The sequence below is a fragment of the Sphingomonas hengshuiensis genome (assembly GCF_000935025.1).
In the GTDB taxonomy this organism is placed as follows: Bacteria; Pseudomonadota; Alphaproteobacteria; order Sphingomonadales; family Sphingomonadaceae; genus Sphingomonas; species Sphingomonas hengshuiensis.
Genome location: NZ_CP010836.1, coordinates 4,379,123 through 4,404,577 on the forward strand (window position 1 = coordinate 4,379,123; position 25,455 = coordinate 4,404,577).

Sequence of the window (25,455 nt, forward strand, 5' to 3'; positions counted from 1 at the left end):
TCCCCAAAATGGCTGAAATGTTTCGAGACCGTTACGATGCCATTTGCGACGCAAACGCAATCTGATAAGGCACACGCAACAACACAGATTAGCTGGAGGTATGAGTGATGGTGGCAGCAGGGACGCTGACCAGGGCCGATCTGGCCGAATCGCTCCACCGCGAAGTGGGACTGTCCCGCGCGGATGCCTCTCGGCTGGTCGAACAAATCCTCTACCATATGTGCGAGTCGCTTTCGCGCGGCGAGAATGTGAAGATCTCCGGCTTCGGCAGCTTCATCCTGCGCGACAAGGGCGAGCGCGTCGGGCGCAACCCCAAGACCGGCGTCGAAGTGCCGATCGCACCGCGCCGGGTGCTGACCTTCCGCGCCAGCCAGATGATGCGCGACCGCATCGTCGCCGGCGGCTGAGATGGCGGCGCCGGCGCCCCCAAAGGCCGCTGGCGCGCTGCGCACGATCGGCGAGCTTGCCAAGGACATCGGGCGGCCCCAGCATATCCTGCGCTATTGGGAGACGCGGTTTCCCCAGCTTCGCCCGCTGACCCGCGCGGGCAACCGCCGCTATTACCGGCCCGAGGACGTCGCGCTGGTCCGGCGAATCGACGATCTGCTCAGCCAGCAGGGCTATACGATTCGCGGCGTGCAGCGGCTGCTCGAGGCAGAACGGGCGCCGCGCGGACGGGAAAAGTCCAGAGTGGACGCGCTGACCGAGATTCGCGACGTGCTGACCGACGCACTCGAACGCAGCTGAGCCGCGCGCGGCTCAGGGCGTGTCGGGACCCAGGCTCGAATCGAGATCGCGCGGGCGGATGAAACGCGCCAGCGCCGCGCTGCCGCCAGATATCGCCTCCCATGCGACATCGCCGAAGCGAAGCTCGGCAAGGCTGGCGGTCGGGAACTTGGTCTCCACCGCCTCACGCAGCGCCCCGCCGCCATCGGCGAGCAGCAGCACCAGTTCCTCCAGCCCCGGATTATGCCCGACCAGGAGCACGCGGTCCGCCCCCTCGGGGAGCTCGTGCACCAGATCGAGCAGCGTCGCCGCCGAGGCGAGATACAGGCGCTGGTCCCATTCGGGGGCAAGATCGCGGCCATAGCCGGCAGCGACCTGCGCCAGCGTCTCGATCACGCGCACCGCGGGCGAGGCGGCGACATGATCGAAGCCCAGCCCGAGCGCGCGCATATGCCGCCCGACCATCGCGGCGGCGCGCTGCCCCTTGGGATTGAGCGGACGATCGAAATCGCGGGCGACGGGATCGTCCCATCCCGATTTGGCGTGGCGCAGCAGCGTTAGCGTCTTCATGCGTCCCCGGTGCATCAGGCGGTTGCGCGCGCCTCATGCCGCATGCGCGCGCCCAAGGAAAGCCGAACTCGCTCGACCGCTTCGTCCAGCGGCACCCGCGCGACCGGTGTCCCCTCGGGAAAGGCGCGGAGCAGCCGCGACGGCATCGCCGAGGACAGCAGCACGAACGCGCCGCGATCGTCGGCGCGGCGGATCAGCCGCCCGAACGCCTGCGCCAGCCGCGCGCGGACGATGCGGTCGTCATAGGCGCTGCCGCCCCCCGCCAGCCGCCGCGCCGCATGGAGCACGCTGGGCTTGGGCCAGGGCACGCCCTCCATCACCACCATCCGCAGCGAATCGCCGGGCACGTCGACGCCGTCGCGCAGCGCGTCGGTGCCGATCAGCGAGGTTCGCGAATCGTCGCGGAAAATATCGACCAGCGTTCCCGTGTCGATCGGATCGACATGCTGCGCGAGCAGCGGCAGCCCCTCGCGCGCCAGCCGGTCGGCGATTCGGGCATGGACCGCGCGCAGCCGGCGAATCGCCGTGAACAGCCCGAGCGTACCCCCCTCCGCCGCGACGATCAGCCGGGCATAGGCATTGGCGAGCGCGGGCAGGTCGCCGCGCTTGATGTCGGTGACGATCAGCACCTCGGCCTGCCCCGCATAGTCGAACGGGCTCGCCGCCTCGAACCGGATCGCGGGGCGCAGCAAATGGACCGCGCCGCTGCGCGCCTCGGCGACGTCCCAGTCGCCGCCTGCGCGCAGCGTCGCCGAGGTGATCAGCGCGCCCTGGGCGGGGCGTAGCACGGTTTCGGCAAAGGGCCTGGACGGGTCGAGCCAGTGTCGGTGGAGCCCGACATCATATTCGCGCCCCTCGACGCGATCGACCGCGAGCCAATCGACGAATTGCGGGTCCGCCGGGCCGCCGACTCGCGCGATCAGCGCCAGCCACGCGCCGACGGTGTCGGTGCGCCAGCCGAGCGAGGCGATCGCGCCTTCGATCCGCGCGCGCGCCGGGCCGTCCATCCAGTCGGGCGAATCGGCGAGCACTGCCTCGAGCCGCCGCCCCAGCGCGATCATCGGGCGGACGAGTGCGTCGAGCGCCGCCCCCGCCGGCCCCGCCGCCTCGACCAGCGCGGCATCGGGCTCGGCCAATTCGGTCTCCAGCCCATAGCCGGCATCGGCGCTGCCATTGGTGTCGCGGGCATAGACCAGACCGCGCACCGCCGCGAGCAGCGCCTCGACCGGGCCGAACGGATCGCCCTCCCCCAGCCGCTGGAGCCATTTGTCGCTGGGCAGCGCCTGCGCGGCGTCGACGGCCTCGGCAATCGCGCGACCGCCCTCATCGTCATAGCTCGCGACGTCGGACAGCCGCGCCGCCAGCCCGCGCCGCCGCCCGCGCGCGCCGCCCTCCGGACCCAATATCCAGCGGCGAATCTCGATCGCCTCCTGCCCGGTCAGCGCCGCCGCGAACATCGCATCGGCGGCGTCGAACAGATGATGCCCCTCGTCGAACACATAGCGGCTGGGCCGCGTCGCCGATTCGTGCCCGCGCGCGGCGTTGACCATCACCAGCGCATGGTTGGCGATCACGACATCGGCGTCCGCCCCGGCACGCGCCGCGCGCTCGATGAAGCATTTCCGGTAATGCGGGCACCCGGCATAGATGCACTCGCCGCGCCGGTCGGTCAGCGCGGTCGATCCGTTGCGGCGGAACAAGGTGGGTAGCCAACCGGGCAAGTCGCCGCCGACCATGTCGCCATCGGCGCTGAACGCCGCCCAGCGCGCCACAAGCTGCGCCAGCACCGCCGCGCGGCCGGCAAACCCGCCCTGGAGCGCATCCTCCAGATTGAGCAGGCAGACATAGTTCTCGCGGCCCTTGCGCGTCACGATCCGGCGTTTGCGCTCGTCGGCATCGGGGAACAGCCGTTCGCCTTCGTGCGCGAGCTGGCGTTGCAGCGCCTTGGTGAAGGTCGACACCCATACCGGCCCCTCAGCCTGCTCCGCCCAGAGCGAGGCGGGGGCGAGATAGCCCAGCGTCTTGCCGATCCCCGTCCCTGCCTCCGCCAGCACGAGGTTGGGCGAATCGCGCATCTCGCGGGGCGCGAAGGCCGCCGCCGCCGCTGCGGCATAATCGCGCTGGCCCTGGCGACGCTCGGCACCGTCGCCGGTCAGCCGCGCGAGGCGCACGGCGATGTCGGCATCGTCCAGCGTCACGGTGCGCGGCGCCGGACGCGGGGCGCGCTCCTCCCATTCGGGCAGCTTGGAGAACAGCCAGCGCTCGGCCTTTTCGGGCTTGGCGAGCCGCTGCGCCAGCGCGGGCGCCCACGCCCAGTGCAGCCGGAACAGCGACTGGAGCGAATGCCACGCCCCCTCGCGCTCGGGCCAGACGCCATCGGCGACCGCGAGCAGCCGCTCGGTGGCGTCGCGCAGCAGCCCCGCGACGTCCGCATCGCTGTCGGGCATCGTAAGCCCGGTGGCACGCGCGAGGCCCTTGGGCGTCGGCACCATGAAACGGGCGGGGTGGAGGAAGGCGAACAGCTCGAGCACGTCGAGCCCCGAAATTTCCGGATGCCCCAGCCGCTGGCCGATCAGCGGCGCATTGAGCAGGATGACCGGCGTGTCCGAAGCGATCCGCAACGCCTCCCCCCGGCTGACCGCACGGGTTTCAGTGCCCGTGGCGATCCAGATGCCGCCATGGCTGGCGTGCAGCGCGGGATAGGGAAGCGGCGTCATCGCCTCCCTCTGTACACCGTTCGTTCCCGCGTGCCAGTCTCCCGCGTCCCAAATGCGATGCGCCGCCCGCAATTGCGCTCGCGCCGCGAAAGCGGCAGAGGCAGCGGACCATGACCGACATCACCGAACTCCGCGCCGCAGCGCTCGTCTCCAAGGCCTGGCCCTATGAAGAGGCCCGGAAACTGCTCAAGCGCTATCCGGACGGCGCGCCGGCCAAGGGGCATGTGCTGTTCGAGACCGGTTATGGCCCGTCGGGGCTGCCGCATATCGGCACGTTCAACGAAGTGCTGCGCACGACGATGGTGCGCCGCGCGTTCGAGACGCTGAGCGATATCCCGACGCGGCTGATCGCGTTCAGCGACGACATGGACGGCCTGCGCAAGGTGCCCGACAATGTGCCCAACAAGGAGATGCTGGCGCAGCATCTTGGCAAGCCGCTGACGCGCATTCCCGATCCGTTCGGCACGCATGAGAGCTTTGCGGCGCATAACAACGCGCTGCTGCGCGAATTCCTCGATCGCTTCGGGTTCGACTATGAATTCGTGTCGTCGACCGATTATTATGCCGACGGGACGTTCGACGCCGCGCTGAAGGGCGTGCTGCGCCATTATCAGGGCATCATGGACGTGATGCTGCCGACACTGCGCGCCGAGCGGCAGGCGACCTATTCGCCGGTGCTGCCGGTCAGCCCGAAGAGCGGCATCGTCCTCCAGGTGCCGATCGAAGTGCTCGACGCCGAAACGGGGATGATCGCCTTCGTCGATGAAGGCGAGCGGATCGAACAGTCGATCCTGGGCGGCAAGGCCAAGCTCCAGTGGAAAGTCGACTGGGCGATGCGCTGGGTCGCGCTGGGCGTCGATTACGAGATGGCGGGCAAGGACCTGATCGATTCGGTGGTCCAGTCGTCCAAGATCGCGCGCGTGCTGGGCGGGCGCCCGCCCGAGGGCTTTAATTACGAGATGTTCCTCGACGAACGCGGCGAGAAAATCTCCAAGTCCAAGGGCAATGGCCTCAGCCTCGACCAGTGGCTGACCTATGGCCCCGACGAGAGCCTGGCCTTTTACATTTATCGCGAACCTAAGAAGGCCAAGGCGCTCCATCTGGGCGTGATTCCGCGCGCGGTGGATGAATATTGGCAGTTCCGGGGGAATTATGCCGAGCAGCCGATCGCGCAGAAGCTCGGCAACCCCGTGCACCATATCCACAACGGCCCGCCGCCGGCCGAGACGCTGCCGGTGACCTTCGGGCTGCTGCTCAATCTGGTCGGGGTGATGGGCGAGGCGAGCAAGGCGCAGGTCTGGGGCTATCTTACAAATTATGTCCCGGATGCGACTCCCGAAACCTATCCGGCGCTCGACCGTCTGATCGGACATGCGCTTGCCTATGCCCGCGACTTCGTTGCGCCCACGCTGCGCAAGCGCGCGCCCGTGGGCGGCGAAGTCGACGCGCTGCGCCGGCTCGACGCCGCGCTGGCCGAACTTCCCGCCGATGCCTCGGCAGAGGATATCCAGAACCGCGTCTATGAAATCGGCAAGACCGGCGGATTCGAGACGCTGCGCGACTGGTTCAAGGCGCTGTACGAGACGCTGCTCGGCTCCGAACAGGGACCGCGCATGGGCAGCTTCATCGCGCTATACGGCATCGCGAACAGCCGCGCGCTGATCGCCGACGCACTCGCCAAGGCCGAATAGCGGGGTAAGAACGGGGCGCGCTGCCCGCAAGGAGACCAAATGCCGCCTGCCGACCGCCATGCCCCACCCTTGATACACCGCGCGCAATCGATGACACGGGCCTTCCTGCACGGCGAGGCTGCGGGCGGGATCGTGCTGATGGCGGCGGCGGCGCTGGCGATGCTGGTGGCGAACGTACCGCATTGGTCCGAAGCCTATTTCCATATGCTCCATTTCGTGACCGGCCCGGTCATCAGCCCCCGCTACGGCCCGATGACGCTGCATTTGTGGATCAACGACGCGGCGATGGCGGTATTCTTCCTGCTCGTCGGGCTGGAGATCAAACGCGAGTTCGTCGACGGGCGGCTCAATAGCTGGGAGCGCCGGCGGCTGCCGGTGCTTGCGGCAGCGGCGGGGATGGCGGTGCCTGCGCTCTTCTATCTGGGCGTGACTCGCGCCTATCCCGAACTCCATGGCGGCTGGGCGATCCCGGCGGCGACCGACATCGCCTTTGCGATCGGGGTGCTCGCGATCCTGGGGCCACGCGCGCCGACCTCGCTCAAGCTGTTCCTGACCACGGTGGCGATCGTCGACGACATGGGCGCGGTGGCAATCATCGCCGTGGGCTATACCGAGGGCATTGATTTCGCTGCGCTCGCCGGGGCGGGAATCGTGCTGGCGGCGATGTTCGCGCTCAACCGTGCCGGGTCGCAGCGGCTGATCGTCTATCTGCTGCTCGCAGTGCTGCTCTGGTATTTCGTGTTCCTGTCCGGCGTGCATGCCACGATCGCCGGAGTCGCCGCCGCGATGACCATCCCGATCGTCAAGACCCCCGCGGCGCCCGATGCCGCGCATTCGCCGCTGCACCGGCTCGAACATGGGCTCCACCCCTGGTCGGCGTTCCTGATCGTGCCGCTGTTCGGCTTTGCCAATGCCGGCGTGTCGCTGGCGGGGCTGTCACCCGCGATCCTGCTCGCGCCGCTCCCGCTGGGCATCGCGCTGGGGCTGTTCGCGGGGAAGCAGCTGGGGATATTGGGGGCGATCTGGCTTGCGGTGCGCACCCGCTTTGCCCCCCGTCCGGGCGGGGCAACCTGGCTGCAAATCTATGGCGTGTCGCTGCTCGCGGGGATCGGCTTCACGATGAGCCTGTTCATCGGCGGGCTGGCGTTTCCCGGGCGGCCCGAACTGGTCGACGAAGTGAAGATCGGCGTGCTCACCGGGTCGGTGCTCTCGGCGCTGGTCGGATTTGCGGTGCTCCGGTTCGCGCCGATCCGCCCGATGCCCGACCCGCTTGGCGAAAACCGCATCACCGATTAGCCTCGGCGGCGTGGCGATGCCCGCCCGCTCGTCGCGGCCGAAAAAAACTCCCCCGCTTATCCAATACCCAGCCAGTCGAGCCCGCCGGGCAGCGGTGCGGCGGAGAAATCCACCTGGAGGACCCGCCGGTGCGCGTGGCCCGAAGCAGCGGCAGAGGCATGTAGGATCGGCGTCGCATAGAGCCAGGCATCCCCCGCCGCCGCGAGGCAGGTCGCCGTCCCGCAGCGCGCGACCGCGCCCGCAACCTCGCCTTCGGGGACGCGGCCCAGCCGGTGCGATCCGGGCGCGATCAGCAACGGCGCGTTGTCGGCGGGCACGGCATCCAGATGCACCCGCAGCGTGACCATGCCCTCGATCACCGCGAACGGTGGTTCCACGTGGAGCAATCCCTGCTTCACTGACCAGGGCCCGAAGCCCGGAACATCGACGCGCGTGCGCACCGCGATCGTGCGGTCCTGATGCCAGCCCAGCGCCCAGTTGTTGCCCTCGCCTTTGTCGAACAGGATCGCGCGGACAGGACGCGCGTCGGCGCCCAGGACCTGCACCGCCGCAGCACCCAGCACATCGGGCGCAAGCAGTTCCGCCAGCCCCTCTACGCCATGCAACCGCACGCCGCCGCGCGCCACCGGCACCCGAGACGCCAGCGCTTCGAGCGCGGACAGAAAAGGGGCAGCCGCACCGGGAAGATGCGCTGCCCCATGGTCTTCAAGCGTAAATGCCAAGGTCAGAGCTTTTCGGTCAGCTCCGGCACCAGCTTGAACAGGTCGCCGACCAGTCCGATGTCCGCGACCTGGAAGATCGGGGCGTCCTCGTCCTTGTTGATCGCGATGATCGTCTTGCTGTCCTTCATCCCCGCCAGATGCTGGATCGCGCCGGAAATGCCGACTGCGATATAGACTTCGGGGGCGACGATCTTGCCGGTCTGGCCGACCTGATAGTCATTGGGGACATAGCCCGCGTCGACCGCCGCGCGCGATGCACCGACCGCGGCGCCGAGCTTGTCGGCGAGCGGCTCGATCAGCGCGTGGAAATTCTCGCCATTCTGGAGCGCGCGGCCGCCCGACACGATCACCTTGGCGCTGGTCAGCTCGGGGCGGACCGACTTGGCGATTTCCGCCGAGACGAAGCTGGAGAGCCCGGCATCGCCCGTAGCCGAAACGGCTTCGACCACGCCGCTGCCGCCGCTGGTCTCTGCCTTGGCAAAGGCCGTGCCGCGCACGGTGAGCACCAGCTTCTTGTCGCTGGTCTGGACGGTGGCAATCGCGTTGCCCGCATAGATCGGGCGGGTGAAAGTATCCGGCCCCTCGACCGACAGGATGTCGCTGACCTGCATCACGTCGAGCAGGGCTGCGACGCGCGGCGCGATGTTCTTGCCGTTGGTCGTCGCGGGGAACAGCACCGCGTCATGGCTGTCCATCAGCGCGGCCACCAGAGGTGCGACATTCTCGGCGAGCGCATGGCCATAGGCCGCGTCGTCGGCGACATGGACCTTGCCGACGCCCGCGATCTTCGCGGCTTCCTGGGCCACAGCGGCGACGCCTTCGCCCGCGACGAGCAGATGCACTTCACCCAGCTTCGAAGCAGCGGTGACCACTGCCAAAGTCGCGTCCTTGACGCTCTGATTGTCGTGTTCGACCCAGACCAACGTCTTCATTTCGCGACTCCCATGCCCTTGAGCTTCTCGACCAGCTCGTCGACCGAGCCCACCTTGATGCCCGCGCTGCGCTTGCCGGGCTCGACGACCTTGTGCGTGGTCAGCCGCGGCGTGACGTCGACGCCGTAATCGGCGACGGTCTTCTTCGCGATCGGCTTGGACTTGGCCTTCATGATGTTGGGCAGTGTCGCATAGCGCGGCTCGTTGAGGCGCAGATCGGTGGTGACGATCGCGGGGAGCTTGAGATCGACCGTCTCCAGCCCGCCATCGACTTCGCGCGTCACCGCGACGCGCTCGCCGGTCACTTCGACCTTCGACGCGAAGGTGCCCTGCGGCCAGCCGAGCAGCGCGGCGAGCATCTGGCCGGTCTGGTTGGCGTCATCGTCGATCGCCTGCTTGCCCAGGATGATCAGCCCCGGCTGTTCCTCCTCGGCGACCTTGGCGAGCAGCTTGGCGACGGCCAGCGGCTCGACTTCGTCCTCGGTCACGATCAGGATGCCGCGATCGGCGCCCATCGCGCGCGCGGTCAGCAGCACGTCGGTCTCGGCCTTGGGAACGCCGATCGTCACCACCACGACTTCGGTCGCGACGCCCTTTTCCTTCAGGCGCACGGCTTCCTCGATCGCGATCTCGTCGAACGGGTTCATGCTCATCTTGACGTTGGCGAGGTCGACCCCCGTCCCGTCCGCCTTCACGCGAGGCTTCACATTATAGTCAAGCACCCGCTTGACCGGCACCAGGACTTTCATCGCTCATCTCCTTGGTAGCTATTTCAGCTACCGCTTACGTCAACGTCAAGCGCAGAAGCGCGCTACCGCCGCACAATCCGTCCGGTTCGCCGAGCAACCGTCCGGGGCGCGCCAGCGTCGGCGGCGCGCCCCGGCAGCGATCACGCGACCTTCTTCACTTCCGCCACGATCTTCTGCGCGGCGTCGCCCAGGTCGTTGGCGGGAACGATCGCCAGCCCCGAAGTGGCGAGGATTTCCTTGCCCTTCTCGACGTTCGTCCCTTCGAGGCGAACGACCAGCGGCACCGAAAGGTTCACTTCCTTGGCCGCGGCGACGATGCCCTCGGCGATGATGTCGCAGCGCATGATCCCGCCGAAGATGTTGACGAGGATGCCCTTTACCGCCGGATCGCTCAGGATGATCTTGAACGCCGCCGTGACCTTTTCCTTGGTCGCGCCGCCGCCGACGTCGAGGAAGTTCGCCGGGAACATGCCGTTGAGCTTGATGATGTCCATCGTCGCCATTGCGAGGCCGGCGCCGTTGACCATGCAGCCGATGTCGCCGTCGAGCTTGATATAGGCCAGGTCGTACTTGGACGCTTCCAGCTCGGCCGGGTCTTCCTCGGTCTCGTCGCGCAGTTCCATCAGGTCGGGGTGGCGGAACAGCGCGTTCGAATCGAAGCCGACCTTGGCGTCGAGCACCATCAGCTTGCCGTCCTCGGTGACCGCCAGCGGATTGATCTCGATCTGCGCGGCGTCGGTGCCGAGGAACGCATCATACAGCTTCGACGCCGTCGACGCCGCCTGCTTGGCGAGGTCGCCGCTCAGGCCCAGCGCGTTGGCGACGGCGCGGCCATGGTGCGGCATGAAGCCGGTCGCAGGGTCGATGTCGATCGTGTGGATCTTTTCCGGCGTGTCGTGCGCGACGGTTTCGATGTCCATCCCGCCTTCGGTCGAGACGACCATGCCGATCCGGCCCGACGCACGATTGACGAGCAGCGCGAGGTAGAATTCCTTGGCGATGTCGACGCCGTCGGTGACGTAGAGGCGGTTGACCTGCTTGCCGGCGTCGCCGGTCTGGATCGTCACCAGCGTGTTGCCGAGCATGTCGGCAGCGGCGGCGCGAACCTCTTCCTCGGTCTTGGCGAGGCGGACGCCGCCCTTGGCCTCGGGCGACAGCTCCTTGAACTTGCCCTTGCCACGGCCACCGGCATGAATCTGCGCCTTGACGACATAAAGCTGCCCGGGGAGCTTCTTCGAAGCCTCGACGGCCTCCTCGACGCTCATCGCAGCAAAGCCGGCGGGGACGGGCACGCCGAACTTCGCCAGCAATTCCTTGGCCTGATATTCGTGAATGTTCATGGGAGCGCCTTCCTCGAAGATTTGGGCTGCCTAAAGCACAGCCGCCCCGGCGAATCCACCCCTGGGGATCACCTGCCGAGCCCGACGGCGCACAAAGCCGCTGAGCTTGAGGTGACGCCGAGTATCTCCGCATCGCCCAAAGCGCGGACGCGGTGGAGGAATTGCTCGACCGATTCGGAGCCCTGCGCCTTGGGCAGGTCTGCGATCCGCATCAATTGCTTCAGCGAGAGCCGGTCGACCATCCGTTCGGCCATGCACGCCGAAAGCGGGCGGGGGAGCCCGGCGCGGACCAGCCCGGAGCGCAGCCGCGCCTCCGGCACCGCACAGGCGGCGAGCGGCAGGGCGAGCGCGAGGAGCGCGAGAAGGGGTTTGGGCGTCATTGCCGCCAGCGCTATCGCCGGCGCCCGCGCGGTGCAATCCGGAGTTGCCGCATCTGGCCGAACCGTGGACACGCAAAACACCTGACGCGGCGCGCGCCAGCCCCTATATCGCGGCGATGGACATCGTGACCGGCATCCTGATCTTCGTTGCGACCGTGCTCGGCATGGAGCTGTTCGCCTATGCGGCGCATCGCTGGGTGATGCACGGCCCCGGATGGTTCCTCCACGCCAGCCACCATCGCCCCCGCCCCGGCGCGTTCGAGTTGAACGACCTGTATGCCGCGATCTTTGCGGTGCCGTCGATCGTGCTGCTGCTCGGCGGAGTGCGGCTGGGTTGGTGGCCGGGTTTTACGTGGATCGGCGCAGGGATCGCCGCGTACGGCGCGATCTATTTCGGGTTCCACGACGTGATCGTCCACCGCCGGCTGCGCACCGGCTATGTCCCGCGCTCGTCGTACATGAAGCGGATCGTCCAGGCGCACCGGCTGCACCATGCCGTGGGGACCAAGCACGGCACCGTCAGCTTCGGGTTCCTGTGGGCGCCGCGACCAGAAATACTCAAGGCAAAGCTCAAGGCGAGCGGCGTGTTAACCCAGGTTGGCACGAAGGGAGATTGACGACAGCGCGGCGCGCGCACACATGCTGGCGGCTATGGAACAGCTCAACCTGTCCGAATCCGAATGGCGCAAGCGTCTTTCGCCCGAACAATTCCATGTGCTGCGCGAAGCGGGCACCGAACGCGCGTTTTCGGGGCGGTACAACAATAACAAGGCCGACGGCGTCTATCGCTGCGCCGGGTGCCAGCTCGAATTGTTCGACAGCGTCGACAAATATGATTCGGGATCGGGCTGGCCCAGCTTCACCCAGCCGATCCTGGCCGAGCGCGTGGTCGAACATGCCGATACCAGCCACGGGATGCGCCGCGTCGAGGCGCGCTGCGCCCGGTGCGACGGCCATCTCGGCCATGTCTTTCCCGACGGGCCACCGCCCACCGGGCTGCGCTATTGCATGAATTCGGTGAGCCTCGATTTCCGTTCACGTGGCGGAAACCCGACCGCAGCTAGCAGCGGCGAGGCAGCCGGCTCCTAATCCTTGTGGGCCGTCGCAATAGGCGGTACCCAAGCCCCCCGATGGCGAACCCCCCGAAACGTTCCAAGGCCTCCCCGGTGCGCAGCGGCGCCCGGTGGAAGCGTATCGCGCTATGGATTGCGATCAGCGGAGGCGCCGCGGCGCTGGTCGCGGCGATCGCGCTGGCGATCGCAGTCTATTCGACGCGCGCCTCGCTGCCGAGCTATGACGAGCTGAAATCCTCGCCCAACGGCCAGATGATCCGCGTCCATGCGGTCGACGGCACGGTGCTGGTGTCGCTCGGGCCGAGCTATGGCGAATGGATCCCGTCCGACCAGATTCCGCAGGTGATGAAGGACGCGATCATCGCGACCGAGGACCGGCGCTTCGAATCGCATTTCGGCATCGATCCGGTCGGCATCGTCCGCGGCATCCGCGACAGCGTCGCGCGCAAGGGGCGAGTCAGCGCAGTCTCGACGATCACCCAGCAGCTCGCGCGCAACGTCTTTCTGTCGCTCAAGCGCTCCTATGGCCGCAAGGCGCGCGAGGCGGTGCTGGCGCTCGCGCTGGAGCGCAAATTCAGCAAGGACCAGATCCTCGAGCTGTACCTCAACAAGGTGTATTTCGGCGGCGGCGCCTATGGCATCGATGCCGCGAGCCGCAAATTCTTCGGCCATTCGGCGACGAATCTGAGCCTGGCCGAGGCCGCGGTGATCGCCGGGCTGGTCAAGGCGCCGTCGCATTACTCGCCCAGCGCCGATGCCGAGGCAGCCGTGGATCGCGCCAGCGTGGTGCTGAGCCTGATGGCCGAGACCGGCAAGATCAGCGAAGCGCAGGCACGCGCCACCGATCCCAAATCGGTCAAACTCGCGCCCGAGCCGCGCCAGAACAGCGTGCGCTATTTCACCGACTGGGCGCTGCCGCAGCTCGAAGTGCTGATCGACGAAAGCGACGCCCCGCTCGAGGTGTGGACGACGCTCGACCTCAACATGCAGCGCGCCGCCGACGAGGCGATCCGGCGCAATGCCCCCGGCGACGCGCAGGGCGCGCTGGTCAGCCTCGACCGCGACGGCGCGGTGCGCGCGATGGTGGGCGGCAAGGATTATGTCGCGTCGATCTACAACCGCGCGACTCAGGCGACGCGCCAGCCGGGATCGTCGTTCAAGCTGTTCGTCTATCTCGCCGCGCTCGAAGCGGGGCATAAGCCCGACGACATCGTCGTCGACGAGCCGGTGACGATCGCCGGCTGGACCCCGCGCAACAATTCGCGCCGCAATTCGGGCGAGATCACGCTGCGCACCGCCTTTGCCTATTCGATCAACACGATCGCGGCGAAGCTGGGGCAGGAAGTCGGCTTCGGCACCGTCGCCGACATGGCGCGCCGGTTCGGCATCACCACGCCGATCAACACCCAGCCGGCGATGGTGCTCGGCACCTCCAACGTCCGGCTGATCGACATGACCCGCGCCTTTGCGTCGGTGGGGCAGAAGGGCGTGGCGGTCACGCCGTTCGGCATCACCCGCGTGACCGCGAACGGCGCCGTGATCTACAGCCACGAAGTCGACACCAGCCATGTCCTCGTTGCGCCCTATGTCGCCGCGCAGATGACCGACCTGCTCCAGACCGCAGTCGCGACCGGATCGGGCCGCGCCGCCCAGATCGGGCGCCCGGTGGCGGGCAAGACCGGCACGACGACGTCGAACAAGGATGGCTGGTTCCTCGGCTTCTCGTCGGGGCTGACCACGGGGGTGTGGATGGGACGCGACGATGCGCGGACGGTCCCCGGGCTCCAGGGCGGCACTGCGCCTGCGCGTGCCTTTGCCGCATTCATGGGCAAGGCCGTGGCCGGGCGCCCGGTCGAGAATTTCGACACCAAGGTGACGCTGCCCGAATGGGAGCTCGAACCCGAGGACAATGCCTATTACGCCGCGCCCGACAATGGCGTGTTCGTCGACGAGGACGGCAACCCGGTGCCGCAGCAGGAGCAACCCACCGACCCGCGCGGCGCGCCCGCCGAACAAGCGCCGGAGGATCGCATCGACCAGGACTGGATCGACCGGATGACCGGCAATGCCCCGCCCGCAGGACAGCCCGCCCCCGGCCGGGCGCCGCGCGATTCGGGTCGCACGGTGATCGTGCCGCCGCCACCGATGGACCGCGCCACGCCACGCCCGCGCGATCTGGAATAGCTTTATTCCGAGTCGGCGGGACGCCCGACCCAGTGCAGCGCGGCGCCCTGTGCGCGCAGCCACGCCCGCGCCTCCGCCGGATCGCCTTCGTAGAGCGCGTCGACCAGCCGGTGGAACGCGGGCGCATGGTTCATATGGACGCGGTGCGCGACTTCGTGCGCCACGGTTGCGCGGCGGACGAAATCGGGCGCCAGGATCAGCCGCCAGCTATAGCGGATCGCCCCCGACGCGGCACAACTCCCCCAGCGCCCGCGCGGATCGCCGATCGAGACGCGGGTGACGCCGACGCCGGCGCGCGCGGCATAATAAGCGGTCTCTTCGCTCAGCACCCGCAATGCCTCGCCGCGCAGCCAGCGCTCGACTCGGCGATCGAGCCCCTCGGCAGGGCCGCCGCACACCAGCCGGTCGCCTTCGAGCGTCGGGGTGCGCTTGGCGGTCGCGGACCATGCAATCTCGACCTCGCGCCCGCGAAAGGCGAAACGCGCGCCGGGAACAAAGGGTTGGGATTGCGGCAGCCGCGCCTGCTGCGCCGCGATCCACTCGCGCTGTTCCTCGGCCCAGGCCAGCGCTTTCTTAAGCGAAGCGCGCGGTGGCAGGGTGAGCCGTACGCGCCCGTCGCGGGGATCGATCGCCAGCCGCATCCGCCGGGCGCGGGCATGGCGGACGATCTCGACCGCCGGGGTCACAGGATACGGTCGACCAGATGGTGCTCCAGGTCGCCGACATCGTCCTCGGACACCGTCCAGCCGCGCGTCGACTCGCCCGCGCGGTGCACCGCCTCGCGGTCGCCGCACACCAGATAATGCCATTCGGGCAACGCCTCGCCCGCCGCGCGCAGCCGATAGGCGCAGGTCGAGGGCAGCCATTCGATGCCGCTGACATTGTTGTTGTTCAGCCGCACGCACTCGCTGACATAGGCGTGGCGGTGCTTGTAATCGCTGCACATCCCCATCCGCCGATCGAGCAGCCGGCAGGCGACGTTGGTCGGGAGCAATTCGCCGGTCTCGTCATCCTCGAGCTTGTGGAGGCAGCATTTGCCGCAGCCGTCGCACAACGCCTCCCATTGCGCGCGGTCGAGCTTCGAGAGCGGCTTGGTTTCCCAGAAACGTTCGCTCACCGGACCCAGTGCCTGACCTGTTCGGCGATCGCGGCGCCGTCCTTGTCGATCGGCAGCGACGCGATCGGCTCGCCCTGCGGCCCCATCAGGAACGCGACCGCGAGGTGATCGACCAGATAGCCGCCGCCGGCACCCGCGGGCTGTTTCTTGAAATAGACCGCATAATCCTTCGCGACCTTGGCGATCTGCTCGGGCGTGCCGGTCAGCCCGACGATCCGCGGATGGAAATTGGCGACGAACTGCTTGATCGCCGCCGGCGTGTCGCGCTCCGGATCGACCGTGATGAAGATCGGCACGACCTTCTGCGCGACCTTCGCATCGGTCCGGTCGAGTTCGCGCATCGCCTGGCCGATCTTCTGCATGTCGGTGGGGCAAACATCGGGGCAATAGGTATAGCCGAAATAGACGATCCGGTAGCGACCGGCGAAATCGGTATCGCGCACCGTCCGGCCATTCTGGTCGGTCAACGCAAAGGGGCCGCCGATCCGCGCGCCCGCAAGCGGGGGCTGATCGGCAGCGCCGCCGCACCCGGCAAGCGGCGCCGCGACAAGCGCCAGCGCGGGCGCAAAAAACATCCTATTCATGGCGCCCCCAGCCATGATCTGTTATGCTGCGGCTTGCAAGAACAGGGTCCAATAAAGGGTTTCGCTTGATCATGGTGCTCCGTGCGTTCCGACTGGCGGCCGCCGCCGCGCTGGTGTTTTCCGCCACGCCGGCATTCGCGCAGAAATTTTCCGATGGTTATGAGTTCCTTGAGGCGGTGCGCAAGGCCGACGGGACCAAGGTCAACAAGTTCCTCCAGGACAAGTCGCTCCGGATCGTCAACACCAAGGACCGCCGCAACGGCCAGGGCGCGCTGCACATCGTCGCCGAACGCCGCGACCAGGTCTATCTCCGCGCGCTGCTCCAGGCGGACGATGCCAACCCCAATATCCAGGACCGCGAGGGCAATACCCCGCTGATCGTCGCGGTGAACCAGAGTTGGGCCGAGGGCGTATCGATCCTCATGAAATATCGCGCGAATATCAACCTTCCCAATGCGGCGGGCGAGAGCCCGCTGATCCGCGCGGTGCTGATCCATGACGCGAATATCGTCCGGATGCTGCTCGACGCCGGCGCCAATCCCGATCGCGGCGATTATCGCACCGGTAAGACCGCGCGCGACTATGCCGCCCAGGAAACGCGGTTTCCGGCGATTGCGCGGTTGCTGGCAAACGCGCCCAAGGGCGGTGCCGGCGGCACTGCCGCGGCGGGCCCGAAGCTCTAACCGCCCGCGTCGCGCGGCTGCGCTCAGAAGACCTGGACGCTTTCGGGATCGAGCAGCGTCAGCACCCGCCGCGCCGCGCGGCGGGCAAAGGCCAGCGTGGTCTTGCGCCGAGTCGCGCTGGCCAGCGGCACGGTCGCGGCTTCGCGCACCACCGCGGCGTCATAGCGGTCGGCGACCAGAATCCCGGCGCGCGCGGGGAGGAATCCCTCCTGGTCGAGCGGCCGCAGGTCGAACCCCTGCGGCACCGCCCAGAAGAAGCGGTCGCAATGCGGCAGATATTCGGTCCATTTGGAATCGCCGAGCAGGTCGGCGCGCGACACCTTGATCTCGACGATCACGATATTGCCGCGCGAATCGAGCGCCATCAGGTCGGCGCGGCGCCCGCCGTCCAGCGGGACCTCGGCAATCGCCACGCAATCGTGGCGCAGCAGCATGCGGCTTACGCCGCGAGCCACGTCGGCCGCATCAATGGGGGGGAGAGCAGCCGACGTGACCGCGGCCGGGGAGGGCATGGTGCGCATCCCCGAACGCTAGAACATTGCGAGAACGCGGGAAAGACCCCGCGCGCGCTTCAGCGGTAGAAGATGTGGTTGCCGATCGTCGCGACGGTCGCGCGCTTCCAGCTGGGACGCACATAGCGTGCGTGGAAGTAGAGCGCCTTCTCCGCGGGGCTGTCCCACAGATCCTTCTGCGCGACCTGCGCCACGGCCAGTGCCTTGCGCCAATGCGCGTTTGCGGGCGGGTTCGGGATCTTGCCGCCGCGCACGAACGAGAACTGACCGGGCTGGGCGACGACCGAGCAGACCGACTTGGGGAAGCGGCCCGATGTGGTGCGGTTGAGAATGACTTCCGCGACGGCCAGCTGGCCCGCAAGCGGTTCGCCCTTGGCTTCGTAATAGACACCGACGGCAAGGCAGTTGAGTTCGCTCGTCGGCGATTCGGGCGCGTCCTGCGCTGCCACGACGGCGGAGAGCGTTTCGAAATCCTGGTCTTCCGCGAGCGCTGCCTGGGGCAGCGGCTGGACGATCTCGCCGTCCTGGGTCGCGGGAAGCGATGCAGCAACCCCTTGCTGCGCGGGAACAACATGGTGTTCCTGGGGGTTTATCGAGTCGACCACCGGCTGTTGCACGGCCTGGGTCGGATCGAGCGTGGCAGCATTCGCTAGTGCGCCAGCGCAAAAGGTCAGCGCCGCGAAAGTCGCAGCGCGTGGCAGGAACTTCATTTGGTTTCAATACTATGCGGTTGGCGTGCGGCGGGCCCCGTGATGCTCTGTGGGCCGCCGGACTTCCCCCCGACTGCGTAACCGTTCGACTTCACACTTCGATCGGCACAACGCTATTTCAAACGAGCCGCCCCCTTCCCTTCACAGGCGTGCAATGTCAACCGGCGCAGATCGTTTCAGCGGCGAACCGTTCTGCCGCTGCGACGTCCAACTCGACGACCCACAGGTCCCCGTCCTGCGATCGGCGGCGCTGCCAATAGGCGGTGACCTCGCCATCGTCGGCAAGCGTGCGCGGGCCGGTGGCGATCAGCGCGGGCTGTCCATCGGGCCCCACCCCGCGTTCGAAGAAGCGGGGATTGGCGCCACGCTCCAGCGCGAGCACCAGAATCGCACCCGCCGTCGCGTCGCCGCGCGCGAGCACCATCGCCGAGCCGCCCTGTTGATGGACGCGCCGAGTCAGCGCACCGACCAGCACCGCGCTCGTCAGCCGCGCCATCAGGGCAGCCGATAGCCGGGGAGGGTGGCCAGCGGGATGCGCGATCGCATGAAAGTGCCCGTGCCGCGCGCGGCTTCGTCGCCCTGCGCGTCGATCAGCCGCGCCTCCGCGACGAAGACGCGGCGCTGGCCGCTGATCCAGCGCCCCTCCGCCACCACCGGCCCGGCGACCAAAGGCTTGGTCAGCAGCAGGTTGAAGGCCGTCGTCAGCAGGAAACGGTCGGTCACGAGGCTGTTCGCGGCATAAAAGGCCGCATCGTCGAGCATCTTGAAATAGCTCGTGCCATGCGCGGCGCCCGCGGCGTGATAGACGCGCGGATCGATTTCGAACCTAATCCGCGCGACTCCGCTCTCCGGAATCTCGAGCGCCGACTCGAACAGCCGGTTGATCGGCGCCGCGGCGTACAGCGATTCGAGCGCGCGGAAATGCGCGGCCTCGCCCGTCGCTACCGGCGGTGGCTCAGGCTGCGTCACGCGCCTCCACACCCGCGAGCAGCGCGAACACGGCGTCGTTGGACCCCGCGCCGCGCAGCTTGGCCGCGAAATTGCGATCGCGCAGCCGCCGCGAGACGCAGGCAAGCGCCTTGAGATGATCGGCGCCCGCCCCGCTGGGCGAGACCAGCAGGAACACCAGGTCGACGGGCAATTCGTCGATCGCGCCGAAATCAATCGGGTGATTCAGCCGGGCAAACACCCCGCACACCTGCTTAAGCCCATCCAGCTTGCCATGCGGAATCGCGATTCCGCCGCCAAACCCCGTCGAGCCCAGCTTTTCGCGCGCGGCCACGCGATCGGTCACTGCGCGCGGATCGAGCCCATAGGCCCGTCCCGCGGCAATGCCGAGCTGCTGGAACAGCGTCTTCTTATTGGCGGCGCTCACCCCGGAAAGCACGGCTTCCGGGACGAGCAGATCGCTGAGTTCAACCATCGTTCATCCAGTAAAGAGCCCCCCCGGCTCCAGGCATCGCCCTGCCCCCGGCAGCGACTAGGCTTGGACGCGATTGGGCTCCACCCAGCCGATCGTCCCGTCGCCGCGGCGATAGACCATATTATAGCTTCCGGTGCCGGTGTTGCGGAACAACAGCGCGTTGGTGTTGCGCAGATCGAGCATCATCACCGCGTCCGATACCGTCGCCTCGGGCACGTCGACGCGCGTCTCGGCGATGATCAGGGGAGCGTCGGCGGGCTCTTCCTCTTCGGCGGGCTCCTGGAACAGCGTGTAGCCGGCGTCATACGCGCCTTCCTCAGCCAGCGCGTTGAGCACCCCGGCCTGGCGATCCTTGAGCCGGCGGGTATAGCGGCGGAGCTGCTTGTCGATGCGGTCCGCGGCGCCGTCGAACGCGCCATTGGCCTCCATCCCGGAATTGGCTGCCTTGAGCACCAGTCCCTGCATCACGTGCATGATGATGTCGCAGGTAAAGCCATTGTCGTGGGGCCCCTTGCCAAAGGTGACCTGCGACGAGATCGCGCGCGAGAAATATTTGTCGGCGATGCCCTGAAGTCGATCGGTGACCTGCGTCTTGAGCGCTTCGCCGGTATCGACCTGGTGGCCCGAAACTCGGATATCCATGGGCATTTCTCCTACTCTAAAACTATTGCCGGACTAGCAGGCAACCGCGCGACGTCAACTCGACGCGGGCACCCCCCAGAGCGGCTCTTCCAACCCCTTGAGAAAGGCTGCGTGGCGCGCAAGTTCCACGTCCGACGCAGCAAAATGCCGCGCGGGCCGGACATGCACCCGCGCCGGCGCCTCTGCAGGCGTCTCGCGCATCACCGGCGTATCGACGGCCAGCCCCAGCGTGATCTGCCGCCCGCCGGTCAGCTCGACATAGACCTGCGCCAGCAATTGCGCGTCGAGCAGCGCGCCGTGCAGCTGGCGTGCGCTGAGGTCGATCCCGTAGCGCGAGCAGAGCGCATCGAGCGAGTGCTTCGCGCCGGGATGGCGCGTGCGTGCGATCGTCAGCGTGTCGACCATCCGCGCCATGTCGACCAGCGGTCGCCCGCATTGGCGCAACTCGCCGTTGAGGAAACCGAAGTCGAAGGTCGCATTGTGCGCGACCAGCGGGCAATCGCCCAGAAACGCGATCAGATCCTCGACGACATCGGTGAACAACGGCTTGTCGGCGAGGAAGCGGTCGCTCAGCCCATGGACGTTGAACGCCTCGATCGGGACCGGGCGCTGGGGGTTGATATAGGCGTGGTAATGGCGGCCGGTCGGCACGCGGTTGACCAGCTCGACACAGCCGATCTCGACCAGCCGGTCGCCGCCCGCGAAGCTGAGCCCCGTCGTTTCGGTATCGAACACGATTTCGCGCATGCCCGCCTTATCCTCCTCCCGGGGCGGAGAGGCAAGCGATCAGCGACGCTACGTGTTCGCGCGTATCCTCCAGGCTGGTGCCCGTCGGAATCACGTAATCGGCGCGGGCGCGCTTCTCCGCATCGGGCATCTGCCGCGCGACGATCGAGTCGAACCGCGCCTCGGTCATCCCCGGCCGGGCGAGGACGCGGGCGCGCTGGACCTCGGCGGGGGCCGAGACGACCGCGATCTTGTCGACCGATTGCCACCCGCCGGCCTCGAACAGCAGCGGCACGTCGAGCACGACCAACGGTGCCGCGGCATTGTCCGCAAGAAATGCGGCGCGCGCGGCGGCGACGGCGGGATGGACCAGCGCCTCGAGCCGGGCAAAGGCCGCAGGATCGCCGAACACCGCCTCGCCCAGCATCGTGCGGTCGACGCCCTCGGGCCCGGTGGTATCGGGAAATTCGGCCTCGATCGCCGCGACCAGCGCGCCGCCCGGCCCCTGGAGCCGATGGACCTCGGCATCGGCGTCGAACACCGGCACCCCCGCCTCGGCAAACATCCGCGCGACGGTCGACTTGCCCATGCCGATCGAGCCGGTGAGCCCCAGCACGATCATCGCAGCAGCAAGGCGCGCAATGCGTCGTCGCGGTCGCGCGGGGGCTCGGCGCCGAAGAACAGCTCGAACGCCAGCGCGGCCTGGCCGATCAGCATCTCCAGCCCGTCGACCGTCGCGAGATCGCGCGCGCGCGCCTGCGCCAGCAACGCGGTTTCGAGCGGCGCATAGACCGCGTCATAGACGACGGCGTCCTCGGGCAACGGCGACAAGTCGATCACCAGCGGCGGCTGGCCCGTCATCCCCAATGCGCTGGCGTTCACGAGCAAATCGGCAGGCGGCAGCGGCGATCCCAGCGGCACCGCATCGCCCTTCAGCCCGAAATGCGACAGCAACGCCGCGGCCTTGAGCACATTGCGGTTGAGGATCGTCACCCGCGCAATGCCGACACGCGACAGCGCGAACAGGATCGCGCGCGCCGCACCGCCCGCGCCGATCACGACGGCATGGCCGCCCTCGAGGTCCATCGCCGAAATCGGGGCATAAAATCCCCCGGCATCGGTATTGGTGCCGACCAGCGCGCCATCCTCGGCACGAACGACGGTGTTGATCGCCCCGATCGACTCGCGCACCCCGCCGCGATCCTCGACATGGTCGAGCGCGGCCTGTTTGTGCGGGATAGTGATGTTGCACCCGCGCCAGTTCGGGTCGTCGCGGCGCGCGGCGAAATAATCGCCCAGCGCCTCGGGCAGGACATGCGCCGCACGATATTCGGCCTCGATCCCCAGCGCATCGAGCCAGAATCCGTGGATCGCCGGCGATTTGGAATGCGCGATCGGATCGCCGATCACTTCTGCATAATGCTTCATGCGGTCAGCACTCCACGCACGCGCAGATAATCGAGCAACGGCAGCATCGGCAGTCCCAATATCGTGAAATGGCTTCCCTCGATGCGGCTGAACAATTGCACCCCCGGACCCTCCATCCGGTAACAGCCGACACAGCCCGCAATCGCCGGCCATTCGGCGTCGAGATAGCCGTCGATGAACGAGTCCGACAGCGTCCGGACATGCATTCGCGCGCGATCGACATGCCGCCACACCGCGCGACCGCCTTCGGAAATCACCGCCGCGCTGAACAAGTCATGGTGCCCGCCCGACATCCGCCGCAGATGCTCGCGCGCCTCGTCGCGGCTCGTGGGCTTGTCGAGCAGGCTGCCATCGTCGAGCGCGACGACCGAATCGCACCCCAGCACCAATGCGGTCGGATGCATCCCCGACAGCTTGCGCGACTTCAGTTCAGCGAGCGCATCGGACAGGTCGCGCGGGGTGATTCCCCCGGCGATCAGCGAGTCCTTCGCCGACTCCTCGTCGACCAGCGCCGCCGCGGCTTCATGCGGCACGCCCGCTGCCGACAGCATCGCCCGGCGCGATGCGCTTTGCGAGGCGAGAACCAACCTCATGCGTCGCGCGTCCGCAGCGTGCGCTCGTTGCACAGCTGGATGATCGCCGCCGCGGTCTCCTCGATCGAGCGGCGCGTTACGTCGATCACCGGCCAGCCATTGTCGGCGAACATCCGCCGGGCAAAGGCGATCTCGCGCTGGACCGACTCCTGGTCGACATAATCGGTCTCGGGGCTCTGGTTGAGCGACAAGAGCCGGTTGCGCCGGATCTGGACGAGCCGGTCGGCGCTGGTGGTCAGCCCGACGATCAGCGGGTTTTTCAGCGTGTACAATTCGGGTGGCGGCGGCGATTCGACGACGATCGGGATGTTCGCCGCCTTGTATCCGCGATTGGCGAGATAGATCGAGGTCGGCGTCTTGGACGAGCGCGAGACCCCCGCCAGCACGATATCGGCTTCCTCCCAATCCTCGGCACCGATGCCGTCGTCATGCGCGATCGTGAACTGAATCGCATCGACGCGCGCGAAATAAGCGGCGTCGAGGCTATGCTGGCGCCCCGGCCGCGCCTTCGCTTCCTGCCCCAGCAGCCCCGACAGCGCGTGGCTCACCGGATCGAGCGGCGCGATCGCGGGCAGGCCCATGGCGCGGCACCGCGTCTCAAGCGTGCGGCGGATGGTGCTGTTGACCAAGGTGAAGATCACCAGCCCCGGATTCTGCGCAATCTCCTGGAGGATGCGCTCCAGATGCGCCTCGGAGCGGACCATCGGCCAGAAATGCCGCAGCGTCTCGACATCGTCGAACTGCGCCAGCGCAGCCTTGGCGATGTTTTCCAGCGTCTCTCCGGTGGAATCGGAGAGGAGGTGGAGATGGAGCCGCACGGCTATGGGGATGGTTCTGTGGAAAACATTGCGGACAGGCGCTAGCGCAACCCGGGCGCGGGGCCAAGCTTGTGCGAACCGCGGACTCGGTTGGTGAGTCGTCCACAGCGGCATCCCCAATCGGTGCGCAGTGCCCACAGCCTGTGGAAATCGGGGATGACCGACTCGAATCCGCGGCGTTCTGCGGGCAAGCGGGAGTCAAGTTGTTGGCAGAATGCGGAGGAGCGCATAAACCCCGGGTTCCACGCGCCAACAGACTCCAACAATCCTTAGATTCTTCTTTCTATAGAAGTAGGACCCGCGCCCTGACTGACTCGACTCCCAAGCCGTTGCTCGCAGCCCTTCGCGGCGAACGCCAGCCGGTCCCCCCGATCTGGCTGATGCGCCAGGCCGGCCGCTATCTCCCCGAATATCGCGCATTGCGGGCCGAGAAGGGCGGATTCCTGGCCCTCGCGCTCGATCCCGACGCCGCGGCGGAGATCACGCTCCAGCCGATCCGCCGGTTCGGGATGGACGGCGCGATCCTGTTCTCCGACATATTGATGGTGCCCTGGGCGCTGGGGCAGGAATTATGGTTCGAGGCGGGGGAGGGGCCGCGGCTCGCGCCGACGATCGACGGGCGCGACGCGCTCGATACGCTCGGGCCCGTGGACCCGGCCAAGCTCCAGCCGATTTACGACACCGTTGCGCGGGTCGCAGCGGCACTGCCGCCCGCGACGACGTTCCTGGGTTTTGCGGGATCGCCCTGGACGGTCGCGACCTATATGATCGCAGGCGCAGGGTCGAAGGACCAGGGCAAGGCGCGAGAACTGGCCTATAGCGATCCGGTGACGATGCAGGCGCTGGTCGACCGCATCGTCGACCTGACCGTCGACTATCTGGCATTGCAGATCGCATCCGGGGTCGAGGCGGTCCAGCTGTTCGACAGCTGGGCGGGCAGCCTGTCGCCGCGCCAGTTCGAACAATGGGTGATCGCGCCCAATGCCGCGATCGTCGCACGGCTGCACGAACGCTGCCCGGGGACGCCGGTGATCGGCTTTCCGAAGGGCGCGGGGGCGAAGCTGGTCGACTATGTCGCCGGCGTGCGGCCCGATGCGGTCGGGCTCGACGAGACGGTGGACCCGGCCTGGGCCGATGCCGTGCTGCCGGCGGGGTTGCCGGTGCAGGGTAATCTCGATCCGCTGGCGCTGATGGCCGGGGGAACCGCGCTAGACGACGGAATCGACCGCATCCTGTCGGCGTTCGCCGATCGCCCGCATGTCTTCAACCTCGGGCATGGCATCGGCCAGTTCACGCCGATCGCGCATGTCGAGCATCTGCTCGCGCGGTTGCGCGGGGGCGCGCGATGACCGGGTTCCTGGGCGGCGCCTATCTATGGGTGAAGGCGTTCCACATCGTCTTCGTGATCTACTGGATGGCGGGACTGTTCCTGCTCCCGCGTTATCTGGTCCACCATCAGGAGGCGCTGGGAAGCCCGCAGGCGGCCGATTGGGCGCGGCGCGAGGCGATGTTGCGCCGGATGATCCTGACGCCCTCGCTGGTGGTCGTATGGGCTCTGGGGCTCATGCTGGCCGTCAATCTCGGGCTGCTCGATGGGCAGCCGGGGCTCGGGTGGTTGCACGGGAAGTTGCTGCTGGTCGTCGCGCTCAGCGGCTATCATGGCTGGGCAGTCGGCTATTCGAAGAAGCTGGCGCGGGGGCAGGGGGCGATTTCGTCGCGGCATCTGCGCATGCTGAATGAGGTCCCGGCGCTCGCGGCGGTGCTGATTGTCGTGCTCGCGGTGGTCAAACCCTTCTAACTCTGGTTGACTTGGCGCCGGGGCGCACCTAATTCGCTTGC

31 protein-coding genes are annotated in these 25,455 nt (G+C 67.6%); 10 read left to right on the forward strand and 21 right to left on the reverse strand.

Annotation, left to right across the window (positions count from 1 at the left end):
* The first annotated feature begins 107 nt into the window (after positions 1 to 107).
* Together TS85_RS19915 and TS85_RS19920 are read left to right on the forward strand one after the other, a co-directional pair.
* Positions 108 to 407: an integration host factor subunit alpha gene (locus tag TS85_RS19915; protein ID WP_044334544.1), complete on the forward strand. Its 300-nt coding sequence runs from the start codon at positions 108 to 110 to the stop codon at positions 405 to 407.
* 1 nt (position 408) lies between these two features.
* Positions 409 to 747, forward strand: coding sequence for a MerR family transcriptional regulator (locus TS85_RS19920; protein WP_044334546.1), 339 nt, complete (start codon positions 409 to 411; stop codon positions 745 to 747).
* A gap of 12 nt (positions 748 to 759) precedes the next feature.
* Here TS85_RS19920 and TS85_RS19925 read toward each other — a convergent pair whose 3' ends face one another.
* Positions 760 to 1,296 (reverse strand): SixA phosphatase family protein, encoded by a 537-nt coding sequence (locus tag TS85_RS19925; RefSeq protein ID WP_044334548.1) that lies wholly within the window; start codon positions 1,294 to 1,296, stop codon positions 760 to 762.
* Positions 1,297 to 1,310: 14 nt separating this feature from the next.
* On the reverse strand, positions 1,311 to 4,013 hold the full coding sequence (locus TS85_RS19930; RefSeq protein ID WP_044334550.1) for an ATP-dependent DNA helicase: 2,703 nt from the start codon (positions 4,011 to 4,013) through the stop codon (positions 1,311 to 1,313).
* Between the two features lie 110 nt (positions 4,014 to 4,123).
* Here TS85_RS19930 and TS85_RS19935 point away from each other — a divergent pair, with 110 nt between their 5' ends.
* Positions 4,124 to 5,704 carry a lysine--tRNA ligase gene (locus TS85_RS19935; RefSeq protein ID WP_044334552.1) on the forward strand — a complete coding sequence of 527 codons (1,581 nt, stop codon included), beginning with the start codon at positions 4,124 to 4,126 and terminating at the stop codon, positions 5,702 to 5,704.
* Positions 5,705 to 5,794: 90 nt separating this feature from the next.
* Positions 5,795 to 7,000 carry a Na+/H+ antiporter NhaA gene (nhaA, locus tag TS85_RS19940; RefSeq protein ID WP_044336685.1) on the forward strand — a complete coding sequence of 402 codons (1,206 nt, stop codon included), beginning with the start codon at positions 5,795 to 5,797 and terminating at the stop codon, positions 6,998 to 7,000.
* Between the two features lie 56 nt (positions 7,001 to 7,056).
* On the opposite strand, the gene TS85_RS19945 is transcribed toward nhaA, so the two are convergent.
* From TS85_RS19945 to TS85_RS19965, 5 genes are all read right to left on the reverse strand, one after another.
* Positions 7,057 to 7,722, reverse strand: coding sequence for a phytanoyl-CoA dioxygenase family protein (locus TS85_RS19945; RefSeq protein WP_227698549.1), 666 nt, complete (start codon positions 7,720 to 7,722; stop codon positions 7,057 to 7,059).
* A gap of 2 nt (positions 7,723 to 7,724) precedes the next feature.
* On the reverse strand, positions 7,725 to 8,654 hold the full coding sequence (locus TS85_RS19950) for an electron transfer flavoprotein subunit alpha/FixB family protein (RefSeq protein WP_044334556.1): 930 nt from the start codon (positions 8,652 to 8,654) through the stop codon (positions 7,725 to 7,727).
* On the reverse strand, positions 8,651 to 9,403 hold the full coding sequence (locus TS85_RS19955; protein ID WP_044334558.1) for an electron transfer flavoprotein subunit beta/FixA family protein: 753 nt from the start codon (positions 9,401 to 9,403) through the stop codon (positions 8,651 to 8,653). The genes TS85_RS19950 and TS85_RS19955 overlap by 4 nt, the downstream gene beginning before the upstream one ends.
* Before the next feature lie 140 nt (positions 9,404 to 9,543).
* Positions 9,544 to 10,743, reverse strand: a complete 1,200-nt coding sequence (sucC, locus tag TS85_RS19960) for an ADP-forming succinate--CoA ligase subunit beta (protein WP_044334560.1) — start codon at positions 10,741 to 10,743, stop codon at positions 9,544 to 9,546.
* Positions 10,744 to 10,811: 68 nt separating this feature from the next.
* The gene (locus tag TS85_RS19965) at positions 10,812 to 11,123 is read right to left on the reverse strand and encodes a hypothetical protein (protein WP_044334561.1); all 312 of its coding nucleotides are present in this window, start codon (positions 11,121 to 11,123) and stop codon (positions 10,812 to 10,814) included.
* 116 nt (positions 11,124 to 11,239) lie between these two features.
* Here TS85_RS19965 and TS85_RS19970 point away from each other — a divergent pair, with 116 nt between their 5' ends.
* The 3 genes from TS85_RS19970 to TS85_RS19980 are packed head-to-tail and all read left to right on the forward strand — an operon-like array spanning position 11,240 to position 14,380.
* Positions 11,240 to 11,740 carry a sterol desaturase family protein gene (locus tag TS85_RS19970; RefSeq protein ID WP_044336687.1) on the forward strand — a complete coding sequence of 167 codons (501 nt, stop codon included), beginning with the start codon at positions 11,240 to 11,242 and terminating at the stop codon, positions 11,738 to 11,740.
* Between the two features lie 34 nt (positions 11,741 to 11,774).
* Positions 11,775 to 12,212 (forward strand): peptide-methionine (R)-S-oxide reductase MsrB, encoded by a 438-nt coding sequence (gene msrB, locus TS85_RS19975; RefSeq protein ID WP_044334563.1) that lies wholly within the window; start codon positions 11,775 to 11,777, stop codon positions 12,210 to 12,212.
* A 41-nt stretch (positions 12,213 to 12,253) separates the two neighbouring features.
* Positions 12,254 to 14,380, forward strand: a complete 2,127-nt coding sequence (locus TS85_RS19980) for a transglycosylase domain-containing protein (protein ID WP_044334564.1) — start codon at positions 12,254 to 12,256, stop codon at positions 14,378 to 14,380.
* A gap of 2 nt (positions 14,381 to 14,382) precedes the next feature.
* On the opposite strand, the gene TS85_RS19985 is transcribed toward TS85_RS19980, so the two are convergent.
* Genes TS85_RS19985 through TS85_RS19995 form a run of 3 tightly spaced genes read right to left on the reverse strand, consistent with a single transcriptional unit; the run spans position 14,383 to position 16,081 of the window.
* Positions 14,383 to 15,066, reverse strand: a complete 684-nt coding sequence (locus tag TS85_RS19985; protein ID WP_044334565.1) for a M48 family metallopeptidase — start codon at positions 15,064 to 15,066, stop codon at positions 14,383 to 14,385.
* Entirely contained in the window at positions 15,063 to 15,497 is a 435-nt protein-coding gene (locus tag TS85_RS19990) for a YcgN family cysteine cluster protein (RefSeq protein ID WP_407082097.1), read from the reverse strand. The genes TS85_RS19985 and TS85_RS19990 overlap by 4 nt, the downstream gene beginning before the upstream one ends.
* Positions 15,494 to 16,081, reverse strand: coding sequence for an SCO family protein (locus tag TS85_RS19995; protein WP_227698550.1), 588 nt, complete (start codon positions 16,079 to 16,081; stop codon positions 15,494 to 15,496). Before TS85_RS19995 ends, TS85_RS19990 begins: the two co-directional genes overlap by 4 nt.
* A gap of 71 nt (positions 16,082 to 16,152) precedes the next feature.
* Here TS85_RS19995 and TS85_RS20000 point away from each other — a divergent pair, with 71 nt between their 5' ends.
* Positions 16,153 to 16,764, forward strand: a complete 612-nt coding sequence (locus tag TS85_RS20000; RefSeq protein ID WP_044336690.1) for an ankyrin repeat domain-containing protein — start codon at positions 16,153 to 16,155, stop codon at positions 16,762 to 16,764.
* A 23-nt stretch (positions 16,765 to 16,787) separates the two neighbouring features.
* On the opposite strand, the gene TS85_RS20005 is transcribed toward TS85_RS20000, so the two are convergent.
* The 11 genes from TS85_RS20005 to TS85_RS20055 form a co-directional block, all read right to left on the reverse strand.
* Positions 16,788 to 17,285, reverse strand: a complete 498-nt coding sequence (locus tag TS85_RS20005) for an MmcB family DNA repair protein (protein ID WP_044334568.1) — start codon at positions 17,283 to 17,285, stop codon at positions 16,788 to 16,790.
* A gap of 50 nt (positions 17,286 to 17,335) precedes the next feature.
* Entirely contained in the window at positions 17,336 to 17,986 is a 651-nt protein-coding gene (locus TS85_RS20010) for a cell wall hydrolase (protein ID WP_044334569.1), read from the reverse strand.
* A gap of 157 nt (positions 17,987 to 18,143) precedes the next feature.
* Positions 18,144 to 18,482, reverse strand: coding sequence for a DUF1491 family protein (locus TS85_RS20015; RefSeq protein WP_044334571.1), 339 nt, complete (start codon positions 18,480 to 18,482; stop codon positions 18,144 to 18,146).
* The gene (locus TS85_RS20020) at positions 18,482 to 18,955 is read right to left on the reverse strand and encodes a PaaI family thioesterase (protein WP_044334573.1); all 474 of its coding nucleotides are present in this window, start codon (positions 18,953 to 18,955) and stop codon (positions 18,482 to 18,484) included. The genes TS85_RS20015 and TS85_RS20020 overlap by 1 nt, the downstream gene beginning before the upstream one ends.
* Complete coding sequence (locus tag TS85_RS20025) at positions 18,942 to 19,409, reverse strand: PTS sugar transporter subunit IIA (protein WP_044334575.1); 468 nt, start codon at positions 19,407 to 19,409, stop codon at positions 18,942 to 18,944. Before TS85_RS20025 ends, TS85_RS20020 begins: the two co-directional genes overlap by 14 nt.
* A 57-nt stretch (positions 19,410 to 19,466) precedes the next feature.
* Positions 19,467 to 20,051, reverse strand: a complete 585-nt coding sequence (gene hpf, locus TS85_RS20030) for a ribosome hibernation-promoting factor, HPF/YfiA family (protein ID WP_044334577.1) — start codon at positions 20,049 to 20,051, stop codon at positions 19,467 to 19,469.
* 54 nt (positions 20,052 to 20,105) lie between these two features.
* Complete coding sequence (dnaQ, locus tag TS85_RS20035) at positions 20,106 to 20,798, reverse strand: DNA polymerase III subunit epsilon (protein ID WP_044334579.1); 693 nt, start codon at positions 20,796 to 20,798, stop codon at positions 20,106 to 20,108.
* 7 nt (positions 20,799 to 20,805) lie between these two features.
* Positions 20,806 to 21,399: a dephospho-CoA kinase gene (gene coaE / locus TS85_RS20040; protein ID WP_044334581.1), complete on the reverse strand. Its 594-nt coding sequence runs from the start codon at positions 21,397 to 21,399 to the stop codon at positions 20,806 to 20,808.
* Positions 21,396 to 22,205: a shikimate dehydrogenase gene (gene aroE, locus TS85_RS20045; RefSeq protein WP_044334583.1), complete on the reverse strand. Its 810-nt coding sequence runs from the start codon at positions 22,203 to 22,205 to the stop codon at positions 21,396 to 21,398. Before aroE ends, coaE begins: the two co-directional genes overlap by 4 nt.
* On the reverse strand, positions 22,202 to 22,798 hold the full coding sequence (locus TS85_RS20050; protein ID WP_077228716.1) for a Maf family protein: 597 nt from the start codon (positions 22,796 to 22,798) through the stop codon (positions 22,202 to 22,204). The genes aroE and TS85_RS20050 overlap by 4 nt, the downstream gene beginning before the upstream one ends.
* Positions 22,795 to 23,616, reverse strand: coding sequence for a pyruvate, water dikinase regulatory protein (locus TS85_RS20055; protein ID WP_044334587.1), 822 nt, complete (start codon positions 23,614 to 23,616; stop codon positions 22,795 to 22,797). Before TS85_RS20055 ends, TS85_RS20050 begins: the two co-directional genes overlap by 4 nt.
* 305 nt (positions 23,617 to 23,921) lie before the next feature.
* Here TS85_RS20055 and hemE point away from each other — a divergent pair, with 305 nt between their 5' ends.
* On the forward strand, positions 23,922 to 24,965 hold the full coding sequence (gene hemE / locus TS85_RS20060; protein WP_044336691.1) for a uroporphyrinogen decarboxylase: 1,044 nt from the start codon (positions 23,922 to 23,924) through the stop codon (positions 24,963 to 24,965).
* Positions 24,962 to 25,414 (forward strand): CopD family protein, encoded by a 453-nt coding sequence (locus TS85_RS20065; RefSeq protein WP_044334589.1) that lies wholly within the window; start codon positions 24,962 to 24,964, stop codon positions 25,412 to 25,414. Before hemE ends, TS85_RS20065 begins: the two co-directional genes overlap by 4 nt.
* The last annotated feature ends 41 nt before the right edge of the window (positions 25,415 to 25,455 follow it).